At 67.8% G+C, this 23,150-nt stretch carries 7 protein-coding genes; all 7 read right to left on the bottom strand.

Annotated features, from left to right (window positions below; translation table 11 throughout):
• Positions 1-82: 82 nt before the first annotated feature.
• The 7 genes from WMF45_RS16815 to WMF45_RS16785 all read right to left on the bottom strand — a co-directional run bounded on the left by WMF45_RS16815 (position 83) and on the right by WMF45_RS16785 (position 22,986).
• On the bottom strand, positions 83-11,668 hold the full coding sequence (locus WMF45_RS16815) for a tetratricopeptide repeat protein (protein ID WP_437717896.1): 11,586 nt from the start codon (positions 11,666-11,668) through the stop codon (positions 83-85).
• Between the two features lie 76 nt (positions 11,669-11,744).
• The gene (locus tag WMF45_RS16810) at positions 11,745-12,653 is read right to left on the bottom strand and encodes a tetratricopeptide repeat protein (protein ID WP_437717895.1); all 909 of its coding nucleotides are present in this window, start codon (positions 12,651-12,653) and stop codon (positions 11,745-11,747) included.
• A 496-nt stretch (positions 12,654-13,149) separates the two neighbouring features.
• Positions 13,150-15,195: an AgmX/PglI C-terminal domain-containing protein gene (locus tag WMF45_RS16805; RefSeq protein ID WP_437717894.1), complete on the bottom strand. Its 2,046-nt coding sequence runs from the start codon at positions 15,193-15,195 to the stop codon at positions 13,150-13,152.
• Between the two features lie 90 nt (positions 15,196-15,285).
• Positions 15,286-15,525, bottom strand: a complete 240-nt coding sequence (locus WMF45_RS16800; protein WP_157906686.1) for a hypothetical protein — start codon at positions 15,523-15,525, stop codon at positions 15,286-15,288.
• A gap of 360 nt (positions 15,526-15,885) precedes the next feature.
• The gene (locus WMF45_RS16795; protein WP_437717893.1) at positions 15,886-17,376 is read right to left on the bottom strand and encodes a tetratricopeptide repeat protein; all 1,491 of its coding nucleotides are present in this window, start codon (positions 17,374-17,376) and stop codon (positions 15,886-15,888) included.
• Positions 17,377-17,387: 11 nt separating this feature from the next.
• Positions 17,388-21,248 (bottom strand): tetratricopeptide repeat protein, encoded by a 3,861-nt coding sequence (locus tag WMF45_RS16790; RefSeq protein ID WP_437717892.1) that lies wholly within the window; start codon positions 21,246-21,248, stop codon positions 17,388-17,390.
• 91 nt (positions 21,249-21,339) lie between these two features.
• On the bottom strand, positions 21,340-22,986 hold the full coding sequence (locus tag WMF45_RS16785; RefSeq protein ID WP_437717891.1) for a tetratricopeptide repeat protein: 1,647 nt from the start codon (positions 22,984-22,986) through the stop codon (positions 21,340-21,342).
• Positions 22,987-23,150 lie beyond the last annotated feature (164 nt).

The raw sequence follows: 23,150 nt of genomic DNA, 5'->3' as shown, positions 1-23,150 counted from the left end.
GCACGCGCGCTCCCCCTGAATGCCCCGGGTGCTCCGGTTAATGAGGTGAATTCCGCTACTTAGGCCCTGCTGCCGCGCGAGATCACCCCTCGCCGATGGCGATCCCGAGCGCCTGACGCAGCGCGAAATACTGATCGCTTGTCGAGAACACGATCAGCTCCTTGAGCCTGTCCTGGGGCGGGAGATCCCCGGGCTGCTGCGGCTCGGCGGCGATGATCTTCTTCGCGATCTCGAGATCGCCCGAGAGGAGCAGGCCGGTGCGCGCCGCGGTGATGTCGACGCACTGGACCCACCGCTTGATGTTGGCCTTCGCGCCCTCCGCAAGGAACTTCTTGACCACCATGCGGAGCCCCTCGAGCTGCATCGGCTGCATGAACCCGCGGAGCGTCTGCGCGGTCGCCGTGATCTGCTTCTCGATGTCCGGCGGGACCGACGTGTCGGGCGCGACGAGCTTGATCCCGGCGAAGAGGAGCACCGTCAGCTCGGTGACCGTCGGGAACAGCGTCTTGATGTAGTGCTCGCCGCGGTACATCGCGAGGTGCTTGCCGACGATGAACGTGAGCTCCTGCGGCGAGAACCCGGTCAGCACGGTCTGCCCCGCGACGGACGCCGGCTGCTCGTTCGCCACCGCGACGAGCGCGCCGGGCACGTCGCTCCGCACGTAGAGCCGCGGCGCCGGCAGGCCCAGGACGTTGGCCGCCCACCCGAAGGTCCGGGCGAACGTCACCGTCGAGGTCGCCGGATCCTGCAGGAAGCGCTGATCGAGGACCGGCAGCTCACGGCGCTGCTTCAGCGTCTCGATCTTCGCCCTGAGCGCGGCCCCCGCGATCATCTCGAAGATCTTGCCGACGTAGAGGTTCTCCTCCTCGTGGAACAGGTTCCTGATCCACTGCTCGTTGTCGAGCCGGCTCTTCGCCTGGATGAGCCCCTGCGGGCGGTAGTCCTCGAAGTACTGCTGCTCGTCGGGATCGGCCTTGCGGAGGAACGACAGCGCCGCCGCGACGCACCAGGCCTGGTCGTAGCGCTTGCTGTCCACGTACAGGCGGTAGAGCCGCTTGTACGGGTCGATCTTCATCGGATCGATCTTGACCATCGCCTGGAACTCGCCGGTCGCCAGATCGAACTGCTCCGACTGCTCGTAGAGCTCCGCGAGGATCAGGTGCTCCGTCGCGTCCTCGGGCTTGAGCCGCGACGCCATGCGGAACGTCTCGACGGCGGCCGTCCTGTCGCCGAGCCGATCGCGGTAGATGAGCCCGAGCGCGTGCCAGAGGCTGTACTCGAGGTCCGTGTTCCCCTTGCCGGCCACCCGGTGCAGCATCTTGCGGTACGCCCGCTCGAGCTGCTTCCACTCCTTCTGCGCCGTGAGGATCTTGTTGATGCGCTCGAAGGCCTCGAGGGAGTGCGGGTTCAGGTCCAGCGTGTCGTTGAACAGCTCCACCGCGCGCGCCGGGTCGTCCAGCTTGTCGCGGTAGATCTGCGCCATCGTGTAGAGGTAACGGCTCTTCCGATCCGGCTGCGGCTCGAGCTCCGCGATGCGCTGGAGGCAGTCCACCATCCGCTCCCACTGCCCCGTACGCTGGTAGAGCTGGAGCAGCTTGTGGAGCAGCACGTGGTTCTGCGGCTCCAGGTCGAGCGCCTCCTCCAGGGCCTCCACGCCCTTCGGGATGTTGTTCTCCTTGTCGACCCAGATGTCGCCGATGTCGTTCAACATCTTGAACCGCTCGGGGCCGTCCATGATGTTGTCGAGGATCAGCCGCTTGTAGTGGCAGACCTGCTTCCAGTCCTTGAGCGCGTCGTAGACGGCGACCATCGCCTCGAGCGTCGGCCGGTGCGCGGGCTCGGCCCCGAGCGCCTTCTCGAAGTTGTTGACCGCCTGCTTCGACTGCCCCTGCGCCTGCTTGATGCAGCCGAGCTTGTAGTAGACGGTCGCGCGCTCCTCGGTCTCGGCCTCGTCGAGGCTGGTGAGCACCTTCTGGTAGTTCGTCAGCGCGCTCGCCCAGTCGCCGAGCTTGAAGCTGACGTCCGCCAGGCCCCGGATCGTCTCCTGATCGGCCAGATCGAGGTTGTGCGCGGCCGTGTACGCCTTGAGCGAGGCGTCGTCCTTGCCGAGCCGATCGAGGACCCGCCCGAAGGTCCGCTGCAGCCGGTGCTGCTCTGACCTGTCGCGCTTGCCGCTCTTCCTGACGAGCATCTCCGCGAGCGGCTCGGCCTGGGCCCACCGCTCCGTGGAGACGTACTCGCTCAGGAGCGGCATCGCGGCGTCCTCGTTGTCGGGATCGCTCTGGAGCGCCATCTCGTACGCCTGCACCGCGAGCGTGTGCTCGCCGAGCATGTCGTCCCGGAGCTTGCCGAGCTCGACGAGCAGCCGCGCCTTGGCGCGGGGCGCGTCGGTGTTCATCTGCTCCTGGTCGAGGTAACGCGCCGCCCGGTCCCAGTCGGCCGCGTCGATCGCGATCACCCGCAGCGCCGCCAGCGTCGGCACGTGCGACGGATCGAGATCGAGCGCCATCTCGAAGCGCTCCTGGGCCAGGACCCGCTCGCCGAGCTTCTCGTCGAGCTGCCTGCCGATCCGGAAGTACATCTCGACGCGCTGCTTGCCGTCGGCCGTCAGGTCGGCGACGCGCGTCATGTACTCGATGGCCTTCGACGAGTTGTCCTGCTTCTCGTAGAGCTTCGCCAGCGCCTCCAGGGCCGGGATGTGCGTGTCCTGGATGTCGACGATGTTCAGGTACGCGTCGATGGCGCGGTCGAGGTCCTCGATCTCCTCTGCGTAGACCTTGGCCGTGTGGGACCAGAGCTCGATCTTCTTCTGCCGATCCTCCGCCGCGTTGATGTGGCGATCGTAGGTGTTGATGAGATCGTGCCACTGGCGGAGCCGGCGATAGCAGCGCTCCAGGGCCTCGAGCGCGGGCTCGTGGCTCGGGTCGATCTCGACCACCTGCTCGAGGCGCGCGGCCGACAGATCGGGCTTCAGGAACTGCTCCTCCTGGAGGGTCGCGATCTTCATCAGCACGTCGATGCGCTCGCGCTCCGTGGTGACCACGTCGAGCTGCATCTCGAGGACGCGCACGAGATCCGGCCACTGGTGCGTGGCCGTGTAGACGCGCTCGAGCCCCCGCATCGCGAGGAGGTTCGAGGCGTCGATGTCCAGCACCTCGCGGTAGACCGCGCCGGCCTTGTCGATCAGGCCGAGCTTGGACTCGTAGAGGCCGGCGGTGCGCAGCTTCACGGCCGCGACGACGTCGGACTCGTTCACGGCCCGCGCCTTGCGGAGCAGGACGTCGACGAGATCGTTCGACTGATCGCGATCCGTGTAGATCCGCTCCAGCGCCTCGAGGGCCGGGAGGTGCAGCGGATCCACGTCGAGGGCGCGCCGGTAGAAGCTGAGCCCCTGCTCGACCTCGCCCATGTGCCGCTCGAGGACCTCGCCGAGCTCGGTCAGGACCTCCTTCCGATCGACGTCAGTGACCGCGACGTTGAGGGCGCTCGTCAGCATCTGCCCCTGCTGCTGCCACTGGCCGGTCTTCTTGAAGAAGTTCGCCATCTGGCGCAGCACGGCGACGTTGTTCGGGTCGTGCGCGAGGATCTGCTGGTAGTACGGCTGGGCGTACTCGGGGTGGCCGAGGTCCTCCGCGTACCACTTGGCGAGGCGCAGGCAGAGCGTGATCTTCTGGAGCGGGGCCGTCTGCTGCTGCAGCCACCCGTTCACCGTCTGCACGAGCTCCGGCCAGCGGTTCGTCGCCTGCGCCATGCGCTCGAGGTAGCGGACCGTGTCCATGTCGGAGAAGTCCATCTCGAACGCCGTGAGCAGCGCGTCGAAGGCCTGCGGCTTGTCCTCGAGCTGCTCCTCGAAGACACGGGCCACCTTGCGGAGGATGTCGGTCTTCTCGGAGACCTCCTCGCGCGAGTCGAGCCGCGCGAGGTAGAGCTCGATGAGCGGCTCGCTCCGCCGGGCCGCGTCGTGGAGCTGCTCGAGCGCCGCGAAGGCCTGGTCGTGCGTCGGCTCGAGCTCCAGGACCTTCTCGTACGCGAGCGTGCCCCGGTCCCTCTCCTCGACCTGGTGCTCCCAGATCTGCGCCACCTCGAGGTACTCGCGCACCTTGTCCGCCGGCGACTCGTAGGCCGCCGCCCGGCCCATCTTCACGTCGATGACCTCGACCCAGCGCCCCTCGGCCCGGAGCAGGTTCTCCAGGGCGGCCATCGCCTCGAAGTCCTTCGGGTCGACCTCGAGCAGCTTCCTCCAGGCGTCGATGGCGTCGTACGCCTGCCCGAGGACGTGCTGGTAGGTCGTCCCGAGCTCGCGGTACAGCGCGATCACGTTCTCGGCCGGCAGCACGTCCCGCGCCCGATCCACCGTCTGGTGGAGCGAGCTCACGATCTGCTCGGGCTCATTGCGCAGCCGCCAGATCGCCGCGATGGCGTAGAGCGCCTCGAGGTTCGCGTAGTCGATGTCGAGCACGCGCTGGTAGTCGTCGAGCGACGAGTCGTCGCGGCCGAGCTGCTCGTGGAACAGCTTGGCGCGGCGGAGCAGCACCGCGACGCGCGACTCGTCGTCGATCGCGATGTCGTAATGCCGCTCGAGGACGTCGCAGAGCTCGGACCACTGCCCCACCCGCTCATAGAGGTTGGACAGCGCCCCGAGCGCCTCCGGATCCTCGCCCCGGAGGTCGAGGACGCGCTTCCAGGTCTCGACCGCGCCCTGGACGTCGTTCAGCCGATCGGCGAGCAGGTGCGCCATCTTGGCGCGGATGTCGGCCTCCTGGCTGTCGCCCATCGCGTTCTCGAGCTCCCGCTCCAGCACGACCTTGAGCTGGGTCCAGGCACCCTTGGCCGTGTAGATGCGCTCGAGGGCGCTGATCGCCTGCTCGTTCGTCGTCTCGAGCTCGTCGAAGATGCGCCGGAACGCGCGGATGGCGTCGTCGAGCTGACCAAGCCGCTCCTCGTACGTCTGCCCGAGCCGGAGGTACAGGTCGACGAGCTCCGGGCGATCCTCGGTCGCGCGCACCCGCTGCTCGAGCACGCTCGCGAGCTCCGGGTACTGCTCGAGCTGCGTGTAGATCCGATCGAGGTTCGAGAGCGCCTCGGCCTCGAGCGGCTCGATGCCGAGCACGTACCGGTACGTCTCCTCGGCCTTGGCGACGTCGCTCAGGTCGGTCTCGAAGACCCGCGCGAGCCGCTTGCCGATGCCGGTCTGGACGTCCTTGTCGCTGTGGATGCCCAGCACGTCGGCGTACGCGTTGGCGAGCATCTCCCAGCCGCCGTCGACCGAGCCGGCGAGCCGCTCGACCTCCTCGAGCGTCTTCTCGTCGCCCGGGTACTCCTTCAACGCCCGCATGAAGACGGCGAGGGCCCCGTCCGGCGAGATGAGGCGCTCCTCCTGGAGCTCCCCCAGCCGGTAGTACATCGCCTGCCGCTCCTGCGCCTCGGTGAGGTGGGTGAGCTCCGCCTCGAGCACCCCGCCGAGCTTCTCCCACTCCGCCGCCGCCTGGTAGAGCGGCTCCAGGATGGCGCCGATCTCGATCTGCTTGATCCCGGCCGCGAAGAGCCCCTCGAGGGCCTCGAGCGTGGGCGAGTGCTCGGGCGCCGCCGTGAGCACCTCGCGGTACGCCCCGATGGCCGCGGGCAGGTCGTTGAGGCGCGTTTGATAGACCACGCCGAGCCGGTACTTGAACTCGAGGATCTCGTCCGGCGACTGCGCGATCTCCGACTCGCGCGACAGGATGGTGACGAGATCGCCCCACCGCTCGGTCGCGGTGAACAGGCGATCGAGCGACGCGATCGCGGTCTGGTTCTCCGGCTCGACCTCGAGCACGCGCCGGTAGCGCGCGACGGCGCTGTCGATGTCGTCGAGCTGCGTCTCGAAGATCTGCGCGAGCCGGAGCCCGAGCTCCACGAAGCGCGCCGGCTCCTCGCCGAGCCGGCCGAGCTCCGTGTCGTACAGCGCGGCGACCTGCGGCCAGCGGTTCACCATCATCGCGAGCCGCTCCAGGTTCGAGAGCGACTCCTCGTTGCCGATGTCGCACGTCACCGCCCGCGCGTACGTCTCGAACGCGGTGACGTGGTCGCTCAGCATCTCCTCCGACAGGCGCGCGATGCGGTGGAGCAGATCGACCTTCTCGTACGGGTCCTCGGCCACCTTGACCCGGACCTCGAGCACGCTGATCAGCTTCTGCCACTCGCCGGACGCGTCGTAGATCGGCTCGAGCACCAGCGCGGCGCCGAGCGGCTCGCGGCTGCCGTCCTTGATCTGCTCGAGCGCCCGCAGCGTCGGCTCGTGATCGGGCATCTGCTGCAAGAGATCGCGGTAGAGCTCGATCGCGCGGGACACGTCGTCGAGGTGCTTCTCGTAGAGCTCCGCGATCCGGTACTGGTAGCTGATGCCCTCCGCCGGGTCCGCGGTGATCTCCGCCTCGTGCTGGAGCACGCTGAGCAGCTCGAGCCAGTTCTGCGACGTCTGGTAGAGGACGTCGAGCCGCCCGAGCGCCTGGAGATCGTCCGGATCGATCTCGAGAACGCGCTGGTACGTGTCGATCGCGCTCGCGACGTTGCCGAGCTCGCGCTCGTACACCGCGCCGATCTGGTAGTAGATGCGCTTCTTCTCGTTCGAATCGAGGACGAGATCGGCCTTCTTCGCGTAGACCGAGAGGAGCTCCTGCCAGCGTGAGAGGCTGAGGTAGAGCTTCGTCAGCGCGTCGATGGCCCGAAGATCCTCGGCGTCGAGCTCGAGCACCTTGCCGTAGACGGCGATGGCCTGATCGTGCCGCTCGAGCACCTCCTCCTCGAGGCTCGCGGCCTGGAAGAGGGCGAGCTTCTTCTCGCTCAGGTCGTCGAGGATGTCCGCCTTCTGCTGGAGGATCTGCGACAGCTCGTTGTAGCGCTCCGAGGTCCTGAACAGCCGCTCGAGCGACTCGGCGGCGTGCAGGTTGCGCGGATCGATCTCGAGCACGCGCCGGTAGTGCCCGACGGCGCTGTCCATGTCGCCGAGGTCTCCCTCGTAGATCCGCGCGCTCATCGTGTAGAGCGAGCTCGCGAGCTCCGCGTCCGTCTGCTGCGCCGCCAGCGTCTCGAACACGCGCGCCAGGTCGGCGAAGCGACCGGTCGCGCGCGCGAGCCGGTCGAGCCCCTCCTGCGTCGACTCCGAGGCCGGATCCTGGCTCAGCGCCCGCGCGTAGGTGTCGAAGGCCGAGCTGAGGTCGCCGCCCGCGTCCTCGTAGAGCACGGCGATCTGGTGGAGCAGCTCGACGCGACGGGTCACGTCGTCGCTGCGCCGCACCTGCACCTCGTGCACCCCGATGAGCTTCTGGAAGTCGCCCGACTGGCGGTACAGCGGCTCGAGGATCTCCGCGATCGCGAGCTCGTGCTCGGCGACCTTCCCGAGGCGCTCGAGCGCCCCGAGCGCCTCGACGTTGGTCGGCTCGCGCTCGAGCACCTGCCGGTAGATGTCGATCGCCGAGTCGACGAGCCGCATCCGCGACTCCCGCAGCGCGGCGAGCCGGAGCATCAACCGGATCTGCGCCTCCTCCTCGACCGCGATGCCGAGCTGCGCCTCGAGGTTGTCCGCCAGCTCTTCCCACATGCCCTGGCGGCTGAAGAGCCCGTCGAGCGCCGTCAGCGCCACCAGGCTCGTGTTGTCGATGGAGAGGACCTCGCGGTACGCGGCGATCGCCTCCTCCGGCTGCCCGAGCCGCTGCTCGTAGACCTCGGCCATCTGCGCATAGAGGCCCTCGCGCTCGGTCGGCTGGTGCACGAGCTCGATGCGGCGCCGGTAGACGCCGATGAGGTCGCCCCAGCGCTCGGTGCGCCGGTAGAGCTCGTCCATCGCCTCCAGCGCCTCCGAGTCGGCGGGGTCGATCGAGAGCACGCGGAGGTAGCCGTTCGCCGCCTCCTCGACCTTGCCGAGCCGCTCGTGGATGCTCGCGAGGCGCATCCAGTACTCGCGGCTCAGCCGCGCGTCGCTCAGCGAATCGGCGATCTCGCTGAAGATGACGTCGAGCTTGTCCCAGGCGCCCGCCTGCGCGGCGAGCGACTCGAGCTCCGCCCGCGTCTCGGCGTGCGACGGGTCGTCCTTGAGCGCCCGCGACTGCGCGTCGAACGCGCGGCCCAGGTCGCTCAGGCTCTCGGCCGCCGTCCGCGCCACCTTCCGGAGCAGCGCGACGCGGGTCGCCGTGTCGCCCTCGGCCGCGGCGAGGATCTCGAGCGCCTGGATCAGCTTCTCCCAGTCGCCGCGCCCCTCGTAGATCTCCTGCAGGATGGCCGCCGCCTCGGCCCGCAGGGACTCGTTCGAGAGCAGCGCCTCGAGCGCGAGGCGCGCCGCGTCGTTGCCCGGATCGAGGATCAGGATTTCCTTGTAGTTCTCGAGCGCTCCGGCCGCATCGTTCAGGTGCTTCTCGAGGGTGCTCCCGAGCCGGAACTTGAGGTCGATGAGCGCCTGCTCGTCGAGCGGAGAGTCGATCCGCTTGCGGAGCACGTCGACGTAGGACTCCCAGTCCTGCTGCTCGCGGTAGAGCTTGTCGAGCGCCGCGAGCGCCTGCGGGTCCGTCGGCTCGTCGTCGAGCACCTGGCGGTACGTCCCGATCGCCTGCGCCGCGTCGCGCAGCTCCCCTTCGTAGAGCTCCGCGATCGCATAGAGGATCTGCTTGCGCTCCTCCGGCTCGGTGACGATGCCGAGCTTCTTCTCGTAGATGCCGAGCAGCTCGCCGAACCGGCCCGTCTCGCGGTAGAGCCGCTCCAGCGCGCCGATCGCGGCCTGGTTCTCGCCGTCCGCCTCGTACACGGCGCGGAACTGCGAGAGCGCCTCGTCGATGCGCTTCACCTCATCGAGCAGCACCCGCCCGAGCCGGAGCCGGAGATCGACCCCGAGCGCGATGTCCCCCTCGCTCTCGGCGCGCGAGATCGCCGACGAGTAGGCCTGGATCAGGGCGTCCCACCCCTCCGTCGAGCGCGCGGCGCGCTCGACGTCATCGATGCACTGCTCGTCCTGCGGGGCGATCTGGAAGGCCGAGAGGTAACGCTCGAACGCCCGCTGCGGCTCCTTGAGGCGCGTCTCGTAGAGCGCCGCGACCTGCCGGTAGAGGTCGAGCCGGGAGACGTCGTCCTGGTCGTGCGAGAGCTTCACCTCGATGGCGCCGGCGAGCCCCTTCGGGTTGTTCGCCTGCGTGTAGATCGGGATGAGCGCCTCGGCCGCGGCGAGGTGCGAGCCGTCGATCGAGAGCACCTTCTCGTAGGCGCGCGCCGCGCGATCCGCCTTCTGCTTCTGGACCATCCAGAGCTCGGCGATCTTGACCAGCAGGCTGATCTTGGCCGCGTCGTCGGTCTCCTTGGCCTCCTGCGACTCGAGGACGCGGATGAACTCGTCCCACTTGCCGCTCTCGGCGTAGAACACCTCGAGGTCGTCCCAGCGCTGCAGCTGCAGGTACGCCTTCTTGAGCGCCTCCTGGGCCTTGCGGTCCTGGGGGTTCAGCGCGATCACCTCTTGCCAGGCCTTGACGGCCGCCTCGTCGTCCTTGAGGCGCTCGCCGTAGAGCTGCGCGAGCTTGCTGAGGAGCGCGAGCTTCTGGGTGCTGTCGAAGGTCGTGTCGACCTGCTTCTGCAGCACCCTCGCGAACGCCTGGTAGTCCTTGTTCTTCTCGTAGAGCCCGGCCAGCGCGTTCAGCGCCTCGGGGTTCTCCGGGTCGTTCGCGAGGACCTCGTCCCAGAGCTCGATGCAGAAGTCGACCTTCTTCACCCGCTCCGACGCGAGCTTCGCGATCTCGAGGTACTTCGCGGCGCGATCGCCGCCCTCCGGGAGCGCCGCGGCCTCGCGGCGGAGCAGCCCGATGAGCTTCTCCCAGTCGCGCCGCTTCTCGTAGCTCTGGCGGAGGAAGTCGATCGCCTGCGCGTGCTCGCCGTCGATCGCGAGGATCGACTCGTAGCACTTCACCGCCTCGGCCGCGTTCGAGAACTTGCCCGAGTAGAGCTCCGCCGCCTTCGCGTAGTTGTCGATCTTCTCGGCAGGATCCGAGACCGCCTCGGCGATCTCGATCAGCGTCTTGACGTATTCGTTGTACCGCTTGGCCTGCTCCTGCTTCTGGGCCTTGGCCTTGAGCTCCTCGACGCGGCCCGCGGTCTCCGCCCCGGGAGGAGGCGGCGCTGTCGGCCGCCGGCCGACCTCCGAGTCCGCAGGCCTGCTCTCGGCGGGAGCCCGCGCAGGAGGCGGCGGCTCGATGTCGGCCACCGAGGACCTCGCGTCGCGCTCGTCCACGGACGAGGCGTCCACAGGGGCGCTCGCGGGCGCGCTCGCCCTGCCGCTCACCGGGGCCGGCGCGCTCACCGGGGCCGGCGTACTGAGCGGGGCCGGCGCGCTCACCGGGGCCGGCGTGCTGAGCGGGGCCTGCGCGCTGACGGGCGCAGGCGCGCTCGCGGGAAGCGGCGTGGCGTCCGCAGGCGCGACCGGCGCGACGACAACGGGCGCGGGCGCGACGACAACGGGCGCGGCGGCGACGGGCGCGGGCGCGGGTGCGACGACAACGGGCGCAGGCGCGGCGGCAGCCGGCGGAGGCGCGGACGGCGCGACAGGAGCGGCCGCGAGGCGCTCGCCGATCTGCGCTTCGAACGCGCTCACGCTCGGGTGCGTCGGGGCAACCGCCGCGAGCCTCTCGAACCAGCTCCTGGCCCGGATGAGGTTGCCGAGCTGGCGCCAGGCGACGCCGCCCGCCTGCGCGATCATGTACGGGGAGCTGCCGTTCTGGTTGGCAGCGCTCTCCGCCAGCGACGCGACGCGCTCCCAGTTGCCCTCCTTCGTCCCCCACAGCTCGCGCAGGTAGGCGAACGCAGCCTCGTTCGATGGATCGAACCGGAGCGATTCCTCGAGGAGCTTCGACCCGATCTCGACGTTCTGGTGCCGCGTGGCCCAGCGGACGCCGAACTTGAACGCCGCCTCTCCGCGCGCCACGCCGGCGCGCGCGTCGAGGATCCGGCGCTGCGTCTCCACGATCGCCTGCGGCCGCTCCGCCTCGACGAGGAGCCCCTCGAACATCGCCGCGGCCTGCTTGTCGGAAGGCGCCGTCTCGTACGCCCTCCGGAGCAGGTCCTCGAGCTGACCGCGATCGAAGCGCTTCGCGAGGCGCGCCGCGCGGAGCAGCAGCCGCTTGCGCTCGTCGGTGCTCGCGGCGGCGTCGGCCGCATCCACCAGCTCCGCCATGCGCGCCGACCACGATGACTGATCGACCTGCATGTCGAAGAGGCAGGCCCGCGCCTCCTCGCTCGTCCCGCCGGACGCGGCGAGGCCTTTCGCGTACATCTCCGTCGCGCGCTCGAAATCGCCCGCGTCGCAGAGCACGTCGCCGAGCTCCACGCGGAGCTCGGCGGCCGCGGTCCCCTCGGGGGCGTTCCTCAGCTCGAGCTCCAGGAGCTTCTGGACCATGTTGGTCTTGCCGAGGTCCCAGTAGATGGAACGAGCCGACTCCAGCGCCTCTAGCAGCGCTGGATTCAGCTTGTAGGCGTCCTGGAAGTGCTTCAGCGCCTTGACGGCCTGAAGGAACTTCTCCTCGAGCAGCCGCCCGAGCTTCAGGTGATATGCCGCCTTCCGGGTCGCGTCCCCTTCGGCCGCAATCCCCTTCTCGAGCTCCTCGACGAGCCCTTGCCAGTCATGAACCGACTCGAGATGATTGAGACGCTGCGCAAGATCCATTGATTATCGACCCTCGGCCCCGACCTTCGAACGAATTGAAACGCTTACGTGCCCCGTGCCGCGCGCGGCATCACGGCTACTGACCGCCGAGCCGCGCGACGAGCGTGTTCGCCGTCTCGCACTCGGTCTTGAAGCTCGCCGCCTTCGAGCCCTTGCAGGCGCGCGTGGTGAACCCCTTGAGCATCTGGATTGCCTCCTGCTTGCGCGGCGGATCCAGGGTCGCGTAGGTGCTCCCGAGACTCCAGAGAATCTGTACCGACTCGGGACCATCCGTGGGCGCCACCGCCTTGGCGGCCTCGAGCTCGGACACCATCTCCGCCGTGGACCCCCGATCCTGGTAGACCGACGCGAGCAGGCTGTGGACGCCGAAGAGGTACTTGTCCCCCGGCTTCGCGAACGACATCGCCTCCTTGAGCACCTGCTCGGCCTCCTTCGTGTACCCGAGACGGGTGTACAGGTCGGCGAGCGCCGCGTAGTAGCGGATTTCGCTCGGATTGTGCTCGATCGCCTTGGTGAGGTTCTCGAGCGACTTCTGCTCGTCGTCCGTCCAGAGGTAGACGTTCCCGAGCTGGGAGTAGCAATCCGCGAAGTTGGGGTCGTTCTCGATACACTTCTGGTACGGCTCTTTGGCCTCTTCGTACGAGATCGTCTTTTTCTTCGCTTGCTGCTCGAGCGCCCACCCCCGTTCGAACCAGTAGTTGGCGAACTTCGGGGCGATCTGCGTGGCGCGAGCCAGCGTCGATGCGACCTTGTCCCAGGACTCCGACTTCTTGTGTGCCATCGCCAGCTTGAAGAAGATGCGGTGGTTGTTCGGGTCGAGCTTGGTCGCCTGCTCGTACTTGTTGGCCGCACCGTCGGGGTTGACGGCGACCTCCTTGTCGGCCTGATTCGCCAGGATGACGGCCTCCTGGCGATGGCGGCTGCAGCCCAGGCCTGCCGCGCTCGCCGCGACCAGGCCAACCATCAAGAATGCCCCAAGCTTCATCTCGCTCACCTTTCGAATGGCCCCGGCATCGCCGGCCTCTGAGTGACCTGGGCGTCGCGTCGCCCCTCTTCAACGTCCCGGAGTCGGCTGCGCCGCTCCTTCACAGCGTTCCGGAGTCGGCTACGCCGCTCCGTCCCCAATCCCGGAGTCGGCTGCGCCGCTCCGTCAGCAATCTAGGAGACGGGCTGCCCCGCTCCGTGTGGCACCGTCACAAGCGTCCCGAGGTGGCGCGCGTTGAACCTCACGCGGCGACGCGAGAATAGGCGGAGGCAACCGCGGAAGTCCAGGGCTTCAGACCCCGCGCATGCGCCTCGCTGCAGCGCCTCCACGCGGCGCCCCCGCCCTCCCCCGCGCGGCGGACGCCGAGCTGGCCACCCCACGGCGCTCGCCGCAGACCGCCGGCCGCGCCCGGCGCCGGCCGCAGCCAGCGCTGAAATGGAAAACGCCCCGCACATCGCGTGCGGGGCGTTCGCTCGAACCGAGCGGCGAGGCGGGCTCAGCCGCCGGGGCTGAGCATGATCGGGTAGACGACGGTGACGATGCCGCCCTCGGGCTGCGGGAACGACAGGCCGTAGAACGCCCGAACGACGCAGGAAACCACGCCGTTATCGGGCAGATCCGAACCTCCGTTACCCACGTTGGAGACCGCGCCGTCGCGCCCGATGACGAAGCGCACCGCGACACGGCCCTGCAGATTCGGGTTGTTCCTGAGCCCGTTCTCGTAGCAGAGCCGGAATCGACCGAAGTTCTGGCGGACGATACGCTGGATGACCTCGGGGGGCAGACGGCCGCTCACGCTGGTCGCACCCATGCGCACCTGCGGCGGCTTGGTGCGATGCGACCCACCGAGGCGGCCATGGCCGGAGCCGAAGCCCTGGCCGGTGCCGGTGCCAGCGCCGTGCCCGATGGTGCCGATCGAGCCGAGGCCGATGCCCTCGCCGCGCCCGCCACCGCCCTCGCCGATGCCGGAGAGGCCGAGGCCGCCAGCGCCGAACGAGTCGCCGATCTGATCGCCCCACATGTTGCCGCGGGCGCTCAGCGGATCGTTCCCGAGCGAATCGTCGCGTCCCCACGGCGCGGTCGGCGCGTTCGGATCGCCGCCTGCGCCGGCGTTCAGCAGCCCGATCATGCCGAACTCCGCGGCGTCGCGGAGCGCAGCCTGGCGGGCGATGTGCGGATCCGGGTTGTCGGCGGGCCCCTGGACGCCGTAGCGGTTGCCGGTGGCCTTGGTGTTCGGGTTACCCATCGAACCCTCTTCACCCTTGGCGCGGGTACCGGTGCCACCCTCCTTGTTGTCCGCCGCGTTGTCGGCGACCTGCTCGGTCTCCTTCTCCTCCATCTCCTTCTCGGCGGCCGCCGCGAGGTACTGCTGGATGAGGAACTGCTGGTCAGCGGAGATCCCGTCCTCGCCCGTATCGCCGAGGGGCGGCATGAAGAAGGCCATCGCCGCGAGCAGCCCGAGGTGAACCGCCATCGAGAGGCCCGTGTACAGCAGGCTCTGCGTGTCCAGCTGGAGGTGGCCGGCCACGACCTTGCCTGCGTTCACGGCGGACACCTGGAAGACGATGCCGTCGAGCTCGACCTTCGCCTTCCCGCCCGACGGAAGCGCCATCTGGTAGGCGCCAGAGAGCTCGGAACACGGCTGCGTGAGGCCCTGATCGATCGCCTGCTGCACCGTCATCTTCGGCCTACCCGGGATCTCGATGGTCCCGGTCGCGCGGGGCAGGAGCACCACGGAGACCGAGCCAGAGCGATCCGCGAGGATGATGGGCGCCCGCGTCGTGCCGAGCTTCTCCGAGGGGATGAAGTAGTCGCACTTGAAGTTCTTCCCCGCCTCCTCACCCACGTAGAAGGAGCGCGGCGGCGTGAGGTGCTCGACGTGGAGCACCGCGGCATCCCACAGAATCATGACCTCGACCGAGGCCGCCGGGACCTCGGTTTCGTCGCTCGGCACGTCCGGCCCGTTCTTCACGAGCGTGTACGTGTAGGAGCCCTCGGGCGCGTCCGGGGGCACCTCGTCGACGGCCGGCGCCGACTGCGCGAACGGGTTGTTGTAGGAGAACGCATCCGCGCCGCCCGCGGAGGCCGCGGCGAACGGGTTCCCAGGCGGCGCGGCCGCGAACGGATTCCCGGGCGCCGCAGCGCCGAACGGGTTCCCACCAGGCGCCGCCGCAAACGGGTTGGCGGGAACCGGCTTCGCAGGGCCCGCGGCCGCGGCGACCGCCACCGGCTCCGCGCGCTCCAGCATGATCTTCGTGCCGCCGATCTGGAGCTGATCGCCTGGGCTGATCTTGCACTTGTTGACGCGCGCCCCGTTCACCATCGTGCCCGGCTCGTTGCCGAGATCGATGAGCGTGATGTCCTGCGGGGAGGCGACCTCGATGACCGCGTGCATGCGCGAGGCAAGCTCGTCATCGACACGCAGATGGCTCTTCGCGTCCTTGCCTACCTTGACGATATCCTGGGTGATCGTCTCCCGGCGGACAAGCGCCTCGTTTTGGTAGAGCGCAAATGTGAGAGCGACCCTTTGCTTGCCTTCCATCTCCGCCAGCCTTCCCTGTGCGCCGCGCGGCGCACGCCCCCAGCACCGGGGGGTAAATCGATAGGGCAGGTGCCAAACCTGCCCGTCACATCAGAGGTTCTCGACCGACTTGAGCATTTCCGGAACGAACGAGGTGCGGGGCCTGATCAGCGTCGTCCGGACAGGGCCGGGCCGCACGCGGATGGTGGCGTCGTTGGGGCCGAACCCGCCGGCGTTCAGCGGGTCGTCCGAGAACTCGTACCCGTACCCCTCGTCCTTCTTCCCACCGCCAGGAGCCGCTCCCTGCGCGAACGCCGATGAGGCGACCACGCTCGTAAGAACGGCAGCCACGACTCCCGCACCCAATCGGGTCAACCCTCTCATTCCAGCCTCCTCACAATGTTCCGACGCGGTTACAGTGCCATTGTACCGCCTTCGACGGCGGCCGGTCAACCAGCTTCGCATGCTATCGAGGCGTCGGAGAGCACGACCCACACACGCCTCGACAACCGATTCGACCCAAGGTTCCCAGAACGCGGCGACGAAGACGAAAAGAGCGAGCCCCCTTCTCCTTGATGCAGCTTCGTGCAGCGAGAGAAGAGGGCTCCAGGTGCCGTTGTCCGTCGCACCGCCACGTAGTCCGACCCGCCCGTCGAGCTCGCCCGGAATACTACCGTATCCCTCGCTCACGGCGCGCCGGACGAGGCTCCGCTACTGGGCAGGAGCCGGGGCCGGGGTCGTCGCTTCGCCCCCTTCACCCCCTTCGCCCTCGCTCCCGGCAGCTGCCTCCTGCTCGGCTTCCTTCGTCTTCATGTCGGCCTCGGCCGCCTTCCGCTCGGCCTCGGTCTGCTTGTTGAAGGCGATGATCTGGTCGATCTCGCTCATACGCTCCTTCGACCGCTTCACCGCGTCGGCGAACTCGGCGCTTGCGCCCGCCTTCTGGATGAACTGACCGAACAGCCCCTTCGCCGACATGAGGGCGCCCTCGGCCCCCTTGCCGCCCGACTTCGCCTTGTACTCCTGGGTCAGGATCGCCTCGTTGTAGTAGGTCTCGGCGCGCTCGGGGGCGACCTTCTTCGCGGCTTCGAGCTCGGCGCTCGCGGACGCCACCATGCTGTCGAAGTTCGCGTCGTCGATCTGACCGCGCAGGGCGAGCGCGAGGCCCAGATGAGCGTCGTAGTCGTTCGGACGCATCTTCAGGGCCGCGCGGTACGCCTCGTCCGCCTGCTGGAACCCGCGGAACTGGAGGTTCACCGCCGCGTAGTTCATCTGCGCCTCGTAGAAGGTCGGATCGAGCCTCCTCGCGAGGTTGAACTCCTGCACGGCGCCGTTCAGGTTCGCGAGCTCGACCTGGATCATCCCCGCGGTGTTGTGGATCGGCGCGTAGTTGGGGTTCTTGCGGATGGCCTGGGAGCAGACAAGCGCCGCGAGCTCCAGCGCCTGGGTGTCGACCTTCTTCTGCTTGCTGACGTTGGTCGCGACCGCCTTGCCCGTCTTCCTGCCCGCCTTCTGCTTCGCCGTCTCCAGGTAGTAGATCGCGAGCTGGTTGAACGCGGGCATGAAGGCGTCATCGACGGCCAGCGCGCTCTGGATGTACCTCTTCGCGCGCTGGAAGTCGTTGGGGCCATCGTTGTCCGCGACCTGGTTGCCGCGCTTCATGTACAGGAGCGCGAGGTGCACGAGCGCCTCGACGTTCTTGTACTGAGCATCGACGACGGCGGCCTGGCGCATCTCGCTGATCGCCGCGTCGAGGTTCCTCTCGCCCGACTCCGCCAGGTTGTAGAGCGCCACCTGGACCCGCGCGGGGTGGAACTTCGGGTTCCTCTGAAGCGCTTGCGTGAAGTGCTTCTTCGCCTCCGAGTCCTTCTTGCAACGCTGGTACGCGAGCCCCGCGTTGTAGATGGCCTCGGCGAACGTCGAGTCCCCTTGCTCGTCCGCCGCGTCCAGGAACAGCTGGGCCGTCGAGCTGCAAGTCGCCTCGGACCAGTCCCCAGCCTTGTCGTGCTGGACCATGGTATCCATGGCCGTCTTGAACTTGTTGGCCGCCTCGACCGACACGGCCTGACCCTTGCTGTCCGTGATCGTCTTGCCCGTCGTCGGGTCCTTCGCCCCGTGAGCCGTGCCGCCGGTGGTGCCGCCGCCACAACCCGTCGCGGCCAGAAGGAGCACCGCAACCGCTGCCAATGAGGTGATGCTTCTCATGTTTCGCTCCATCACTTCCTGGGTCGGGTCGTGGCCCGATCGAGCGCCGAGCCTTCCTTGGACGCGCCACCCGCCGGCGCCGCCTTCTTGTCCTCGCCCGCCTTCTTGTCCTCGCCCTCTTCCTTGTCCTTGCTCGCAGCCGGCTTGTCGGTTGCGGTCAGCGCTTCTCGGAAGGGGGTCCCGTCGAGGTTCAGCGGCGCAGGGCGTTCGCTCATGCCGGAGTTGACCCGCGACGGCGAGCCACGGAATTCGTCGATGAGGTGGTACTCGGCGCCGTAGTTCTTCGACAGCCACACCTCGCAGGTACGCGAGTAGTCGTCGAAGTACTGGTACTTCACGGACAGGTCGAGGCAGGTCTTGAACGCGCCCTTCGCCATCTGCTTCTGAGGCTCGCTCGCCTCGTCGAGGCGCGAGTAGTACTCACCCCGGATCTCGTCGTACGAGACGTCGGTGCCCGGGACCACGCCGTGCCCCTTCCATTCCTTCGGGATGGGCGCGGCGCGGAACTCGGCGACGAACTTGCCCCACATCTGACCGACGCGCGCGCCGGCCGCGATGACCCACTTCGGCGGAGGCGTCGGCTCCAGCTTGAGGATCTTCTGGTACTCGACGTCGGCCGCCTCGATCGCCGGGCGCTTCTTCTTCACCCAGTCGGCGACCTTGGTGTTGATGTGCTTGAGGACGTCCTCGCGGTTCCCGGAGCCCTTGTACTCGGGGAACTTGATCTTATCGACGTCCTTCCGCTTCTGCTCGGCGAAGTGGAAGTAGGCCTCGCCGACCGCGGTCAGCACCTTGCCGAGCCGGCGCAGCTTCTCCGGCTCCTCGCCGCCGATCGCGTCGAGCTTCTTGAGCGCGGCCGCGGGGTCCTTCCAGTAGCCGCGGACCTTGTTGTACTCGCCGTTCGCCGGGGTCACGCTCTTCGTCTGCAGCAGGACGCGCGCGTACATCGCGTGCGCCTGCACCTGGACGTCGAACGTCGCGTTGCGATCGATCTGCGGCATCGCCGTCGACAGCCGCCGGCGCGCCTGATCCCAGTCCTCGCGATCGATGTAGTGCGCGCCGATCGCGAACGCGATCTGCGCCGTCTGCGCCGGCTTCGCCTTGCCGTAGTTCTTGTTGAAGAGGTCGGCGTCCTTGATCGCCTGGTCCTCCTGACCGAGGCCGAGCCGCAGCACGACCGCGTCCTGGAGCGCCTCGGCGGCCTTCTCCCCCTTCGGGTTCTCGCGGGCGTAGCGCTCGTACCAGTTCGCCGCCTCGTCGTAGACCGCGATCGCCTGGTAGTTGCCGCCGATCTCGTAGATCGACGTCTTCGCCAGCTCGGTGTTGTGGAGGTTGTACCGCGGGTCGAGCAGGATCTTGCGGGCCGAGATCGACTTGGCGATGAGGCGGGCGGCCTGGAACGCCTTCGCGGCGTTGTAGAGGACCTCTTCGCTCTTCTCGCACGCGGGCTGCTTCGCCTCGCAAGCGGCCTCGCCGTACTTCTTCCACATGTCCATGTAGGCGACGGCGGCCTTCTCATAGTTCTTGAGGGCCTCGACGCCACCGGCCGCGTCAGCAGCCTCGACGAGCTTCTGCGCGCGCAGGCGCTCGATGTCGCGCTGGATGCGGATCAGGATGCCGCACTGCTCGGCGTTCTCCTTCTCCTTGCCGCCCTTGCAGTAGAGATCGATGAACTTGGGCACGTCCGCGGCCATGTCGTCGTAACAAGACGGACGCGGCGGATCCATGTTCGCGCCGAGGACGTTGAGCGACTCGAGGTAGAGCTGAGACGCGTAGATGCCGACCTCCTTGTCGGCATGGTTCAGCGCCACGTCGCGGAACGCGAGCGCGGCCTCCTCCCAGTGCTGCGCCTCGAAGTACGTGCGGCCGCGCGCGTACTTCACCTCGACGTACTGCTCCTGGGCTTCCTTGTCGTTCGCCGCAGGCTTGATGTAGCAGACGTACCGGTTGAAGGCGGTGATCATGCCCTTCTGGCTGTCACTGAAGTCCTTCGGCTGGAACTTCGCCTTCTCCGCCTTCTTGTCGCCCTTCTTGCCCGTCCCCCCGTCGGGGAGGTTGCCGGACCCCTTCTTGTCGGAGCCGTCCTTGTGGGTCTCGGTGTAGATGTTCTGGTAGCAGAGCACCGAGGCGTACGCGGCCTCAGCGGCCTGCGGGCCGTTCGGATCCTCGGCCACGACCGAGTCGAACGCGGGACCGCACTTGGCCCAGTCCTTCTGGAAGTACAGAAGGTCGGCCATCGCGTACTTGATCTTGAAGATGTTCGGCCAGTCCTCCTTCAGGATGCGGGGGAACTCGAACTTGGCGAACTGCTCCTGCTTGAAGTTGTTGACGACCTTGTCGTAGAGCTGCGCGGCGAGCTGCATCGTCTTCTTGTCGCCGGTGCCGCGCACGCCGCCCGAGCCCACCGCCTCCAGGTGCCAGGCCATCGCCGTCTCGGTCAGCAGACCAGCGGTGATGTTCGAGCACTTCAGCTTGGCGTCCGCCGGGTGCCCCTCGCCCTGGAACTTGTTGTGGACGTCGAGCTGGCGCCCGAGCTCGCCCATGATCTGGTCCTTGTTGCCAGACTTCATGGCGAGCGTCGCCTCCGCGATGTGCCCCTGGTAGACGCAGTACCTCGGGCCCCGATCGCGGGTCATCAGGTCGGTGTAGAGCTCGATGCCCTCCTTGTAGTGACCGGTGTCGAGGTAGTTCTGCCCGAGGTCGTCCATCATCTTGAACGTCTTCTCGGAGCTGCCGCTCGCGTCGCCGCTGAGCGGACGGAGGAAGTCGTGCGACTTGCGCGGGTCGCCCGCGAGCGCGTAGACGGGGATGATGTCGCGCCGCGCCGAGACCGCGAGCTGCGCCGCGTTCGGCATCTGCTGGAACTGCTGCCCGTACTCGATCGTCTTCTTGAACTCGCTGATGGCGCGGGCGAAGTCGCCCTTGTTCCAGTAGACGTACCCGAGCTTGTAGTGGGCGTAGCCCCAGACCTTGTTCTCGGGCGGCGGGTACTGGGTGACCTTGACGTACGACTGCTCCGCCAGGTCCCACTTGGACGGGTCGCCCTGCGCCTCGTTGAAGAAGAGCTCACCGAAGGCGAGGTACGCGTTCGGGATGTACTTCGAGTTCGGCCAGTTCTTGATGAGCTCGAAGTAGACCTTGCGAGCGTCCTCGAGCTGCTGGGCCTGCTCGTACTCATAGGCGAGGTAGTAGAGGACCTCGTCCGTGCAGCCCGTGCTCTTCGCGGGGTCGGCCGCGTTGGTGCTCTGGCAGTACTTCGGATACTGGGTCTTCAGGTCCGTGTAGTACTTGATCGCCTGCTTACGCGCGAGGACGAGGATCTTGTCGGCCTTGCCGATCTCTGCCTTGAGCCCGGCGACGGCCTTCGGGTTCTTTCGCTTGGCCTCGTCCGCCTTGATCTGCCCCTCGGTCTTGTCACGGAACGCCGCCGACTCGAGCTCGACGTAGCCCTCGGCGAGGCGCCGCATCAGCTTCGGCCGGTCCGGCGCGTTCTTGGGTGTCGAGGAGTACAGGCCCTCGAGCCCCTGGATCTCCGTCACGAGCAGGCTCCTCACCTTCGGGGCGAGGCGATTGCGCCGCTCGTCGCGCTGCGCCGAGGCCTGTGAAGCGGTCGGATTGGCCGGCTTCGTCAAATCCTCGCGCTTCTTCAGCTGGATCCCCTGCGGGGCTGACTTGAAGCTGACCTGCGGCTTCTTGCCCGCCGACACCTGGAGCTTGCCGCCCGGACAGGCGGCGATCGCATCCTTCGCCGGCTGCGTGATGCACGCGTCGGCCGCCGACGCGGGGCTCGTTGTGACCGCGCACGCCGCCACGGCCAACGTACCCGCCGCCGCGCGGAGCGCATGCAGTACACCGAACTTCGACTGCTTCATCTCCATCTCCGTCCCTCCGCCACGGACCCCCGTGAGGAAGCGCTGCCTGCCCCGCGACCGCCGGCCGCGGGGCCAACCATGATGAAATCGCTCACTTGCTGCACTTCGACGTCACGACCTGCCGGTAGAAGCCGAGCTCGTCGCGCCAGTACTCGCCGTCGAACGGCCAGAGCACGTGCTCGTCGTCGGGCTTGACGACGCCGTACGTGAGCGCGTCCTCCTTCGACAGCTGGCCGCTGACGACCTGCTGATCGAGCTTGTTCCTCTCGGCCGCGGTGATGTCGATGAGGATCTTCGACGAGTCGCGGAGGTGCTCGTTGAGCTCGTCGAGGTTGCGCTGGTAGCGCTCCCGGCCGAGCGTGCCGGCGTTCCGGATCGCGAGGCTCCTCGCGAACTCGAGCGCGTCGGTCACGTCGCTGCCGACCGGAGAGTTGCGGAAGTTGGCGGGCGCCTTCTTGAACCGGTCGGCCTCCTCATCGAGGATGCGCACGTACTCCATGTTGCGGCGGAGCTGGCGGTCGGAGAGCGCGTTCTCGACGATCGGCCGGACCCTCGGCGGGATGTCGCCCTTGCCGGCGCCCACGTCCTTCAGGAACTGGAAGAAGCGCTCCTCGTTCCCCTCCCCCTGGTACCGCGCCAGGATCGACTCGAGGTCCTTCTTGATCGGCTCGTACTTCTTCTTCATCTTCGCGACGATCGTGGTCGCGTCGCCGTACTGGCAGATCGTGAACGAGACGACGGCCTTCAGGATGTCGGCCTCGGGATAGAACGAGTTCGGGAAGTAGGGCGACTCGATCGTGTGGATGTTGCCGAGCGCCTGCGGGTACAGCCCGGCCATGAAGTACGCCCAGGACTGCTCGAAGAGGCTGTCCAGCCAGTACTCGCTCGCGACGTCGACGCGGTTCCAGTACTTGACGGCGGCCGAGAGCTTCGCGGCGTCGATCGTCGGAACGTTGTTGTCGTCGAGGCGGACGGAGGCCGAGTAGTAGGTGCGCGCCATCGAGAGGAACGCGAGGTCGCGCATGCGCGCCTCGTCCTCGAGGCCCTCGACGCCCTCGTCGATCGCCTGGACGATGCGCTGGAACGACTTGACAGCCGGCACCGACTTGCGCAGCTGCACGTACGAGATGCCGCTGAAGAACTGGGCCTGGACGTAGTACTTGCTGTTCGGGTCGACCTTGGCGAAGAGGCTGATGGCCTCCTCGTAGTTCCGGTTCCGGTACTTGTAGCGGCCGAGCAGGTAGTTGAGCTGCCAGTAGAGGTCGCGCTGCTGGGGGTTGTTGAACCGCGCGACCTGCTCGGTCTTGTACTTGCCGACGCGCTCGATGATGTCCGCCGGCTCCGGGAGCTGCGTCGCGAGCTTGGACAGCCAGAGCAGCGTCTCGTTGAACTTGAGGTGGTTCGGCTTGTCGGCGATCTGCGAGAAGATCGCGTAGCTCGCCTGGTAGAACTGCAGGCGGTAGAGCGCGATCGCGAGGTGGTACTGGGCGATCTGCTTGTTGCCATCGTCATCGCCGGTGTCGCCGTCGACGACGCGCTTCAGCTGCCGCGCGGCGTCGCTCCACCGCTCGCTGTCGAAGAGCCGCTTGCCCTGCGCCGCCTCCTCCGTCATCTGGCCCGCGGTCACGGGGCCCGCATCCTCGTCGGCGCTGACCTCTTTGCTGGGCTTCTTGTCGCCCTTGGCGTCCGCCTTTTCAGCCGCGACGGGCTTACCTTTGCCGGGCTGCGCATGCCCCACGGCGGGGGATAGCAACAGGGCAGAAGCTACAAGGCAGATACTCGCCACCCGGTTCCGCATCGTCGTTCCTCGCTTTCGGCGACGTAAAGATCGTGGCCCCTTCGCCCCGTTCGCGGCTCCACACACGGAGAACGCGCGCCGTAGACCCCCGAGGCAGCTCGGTC

It is taken from the genome of Sorangium sp. So ce448 (assembly GCF_051520915.1).
GTDB lineage: Bacteria > Myxococcota_A > Polyangia > Polyangiales > Polyangiaceae > Sorangium > Sorangium cellulosum_B.
Note: the sequence above shows the minus strand (reverse complement) of the source record. Positions and strands in the feature narration are given on the sequence as shown.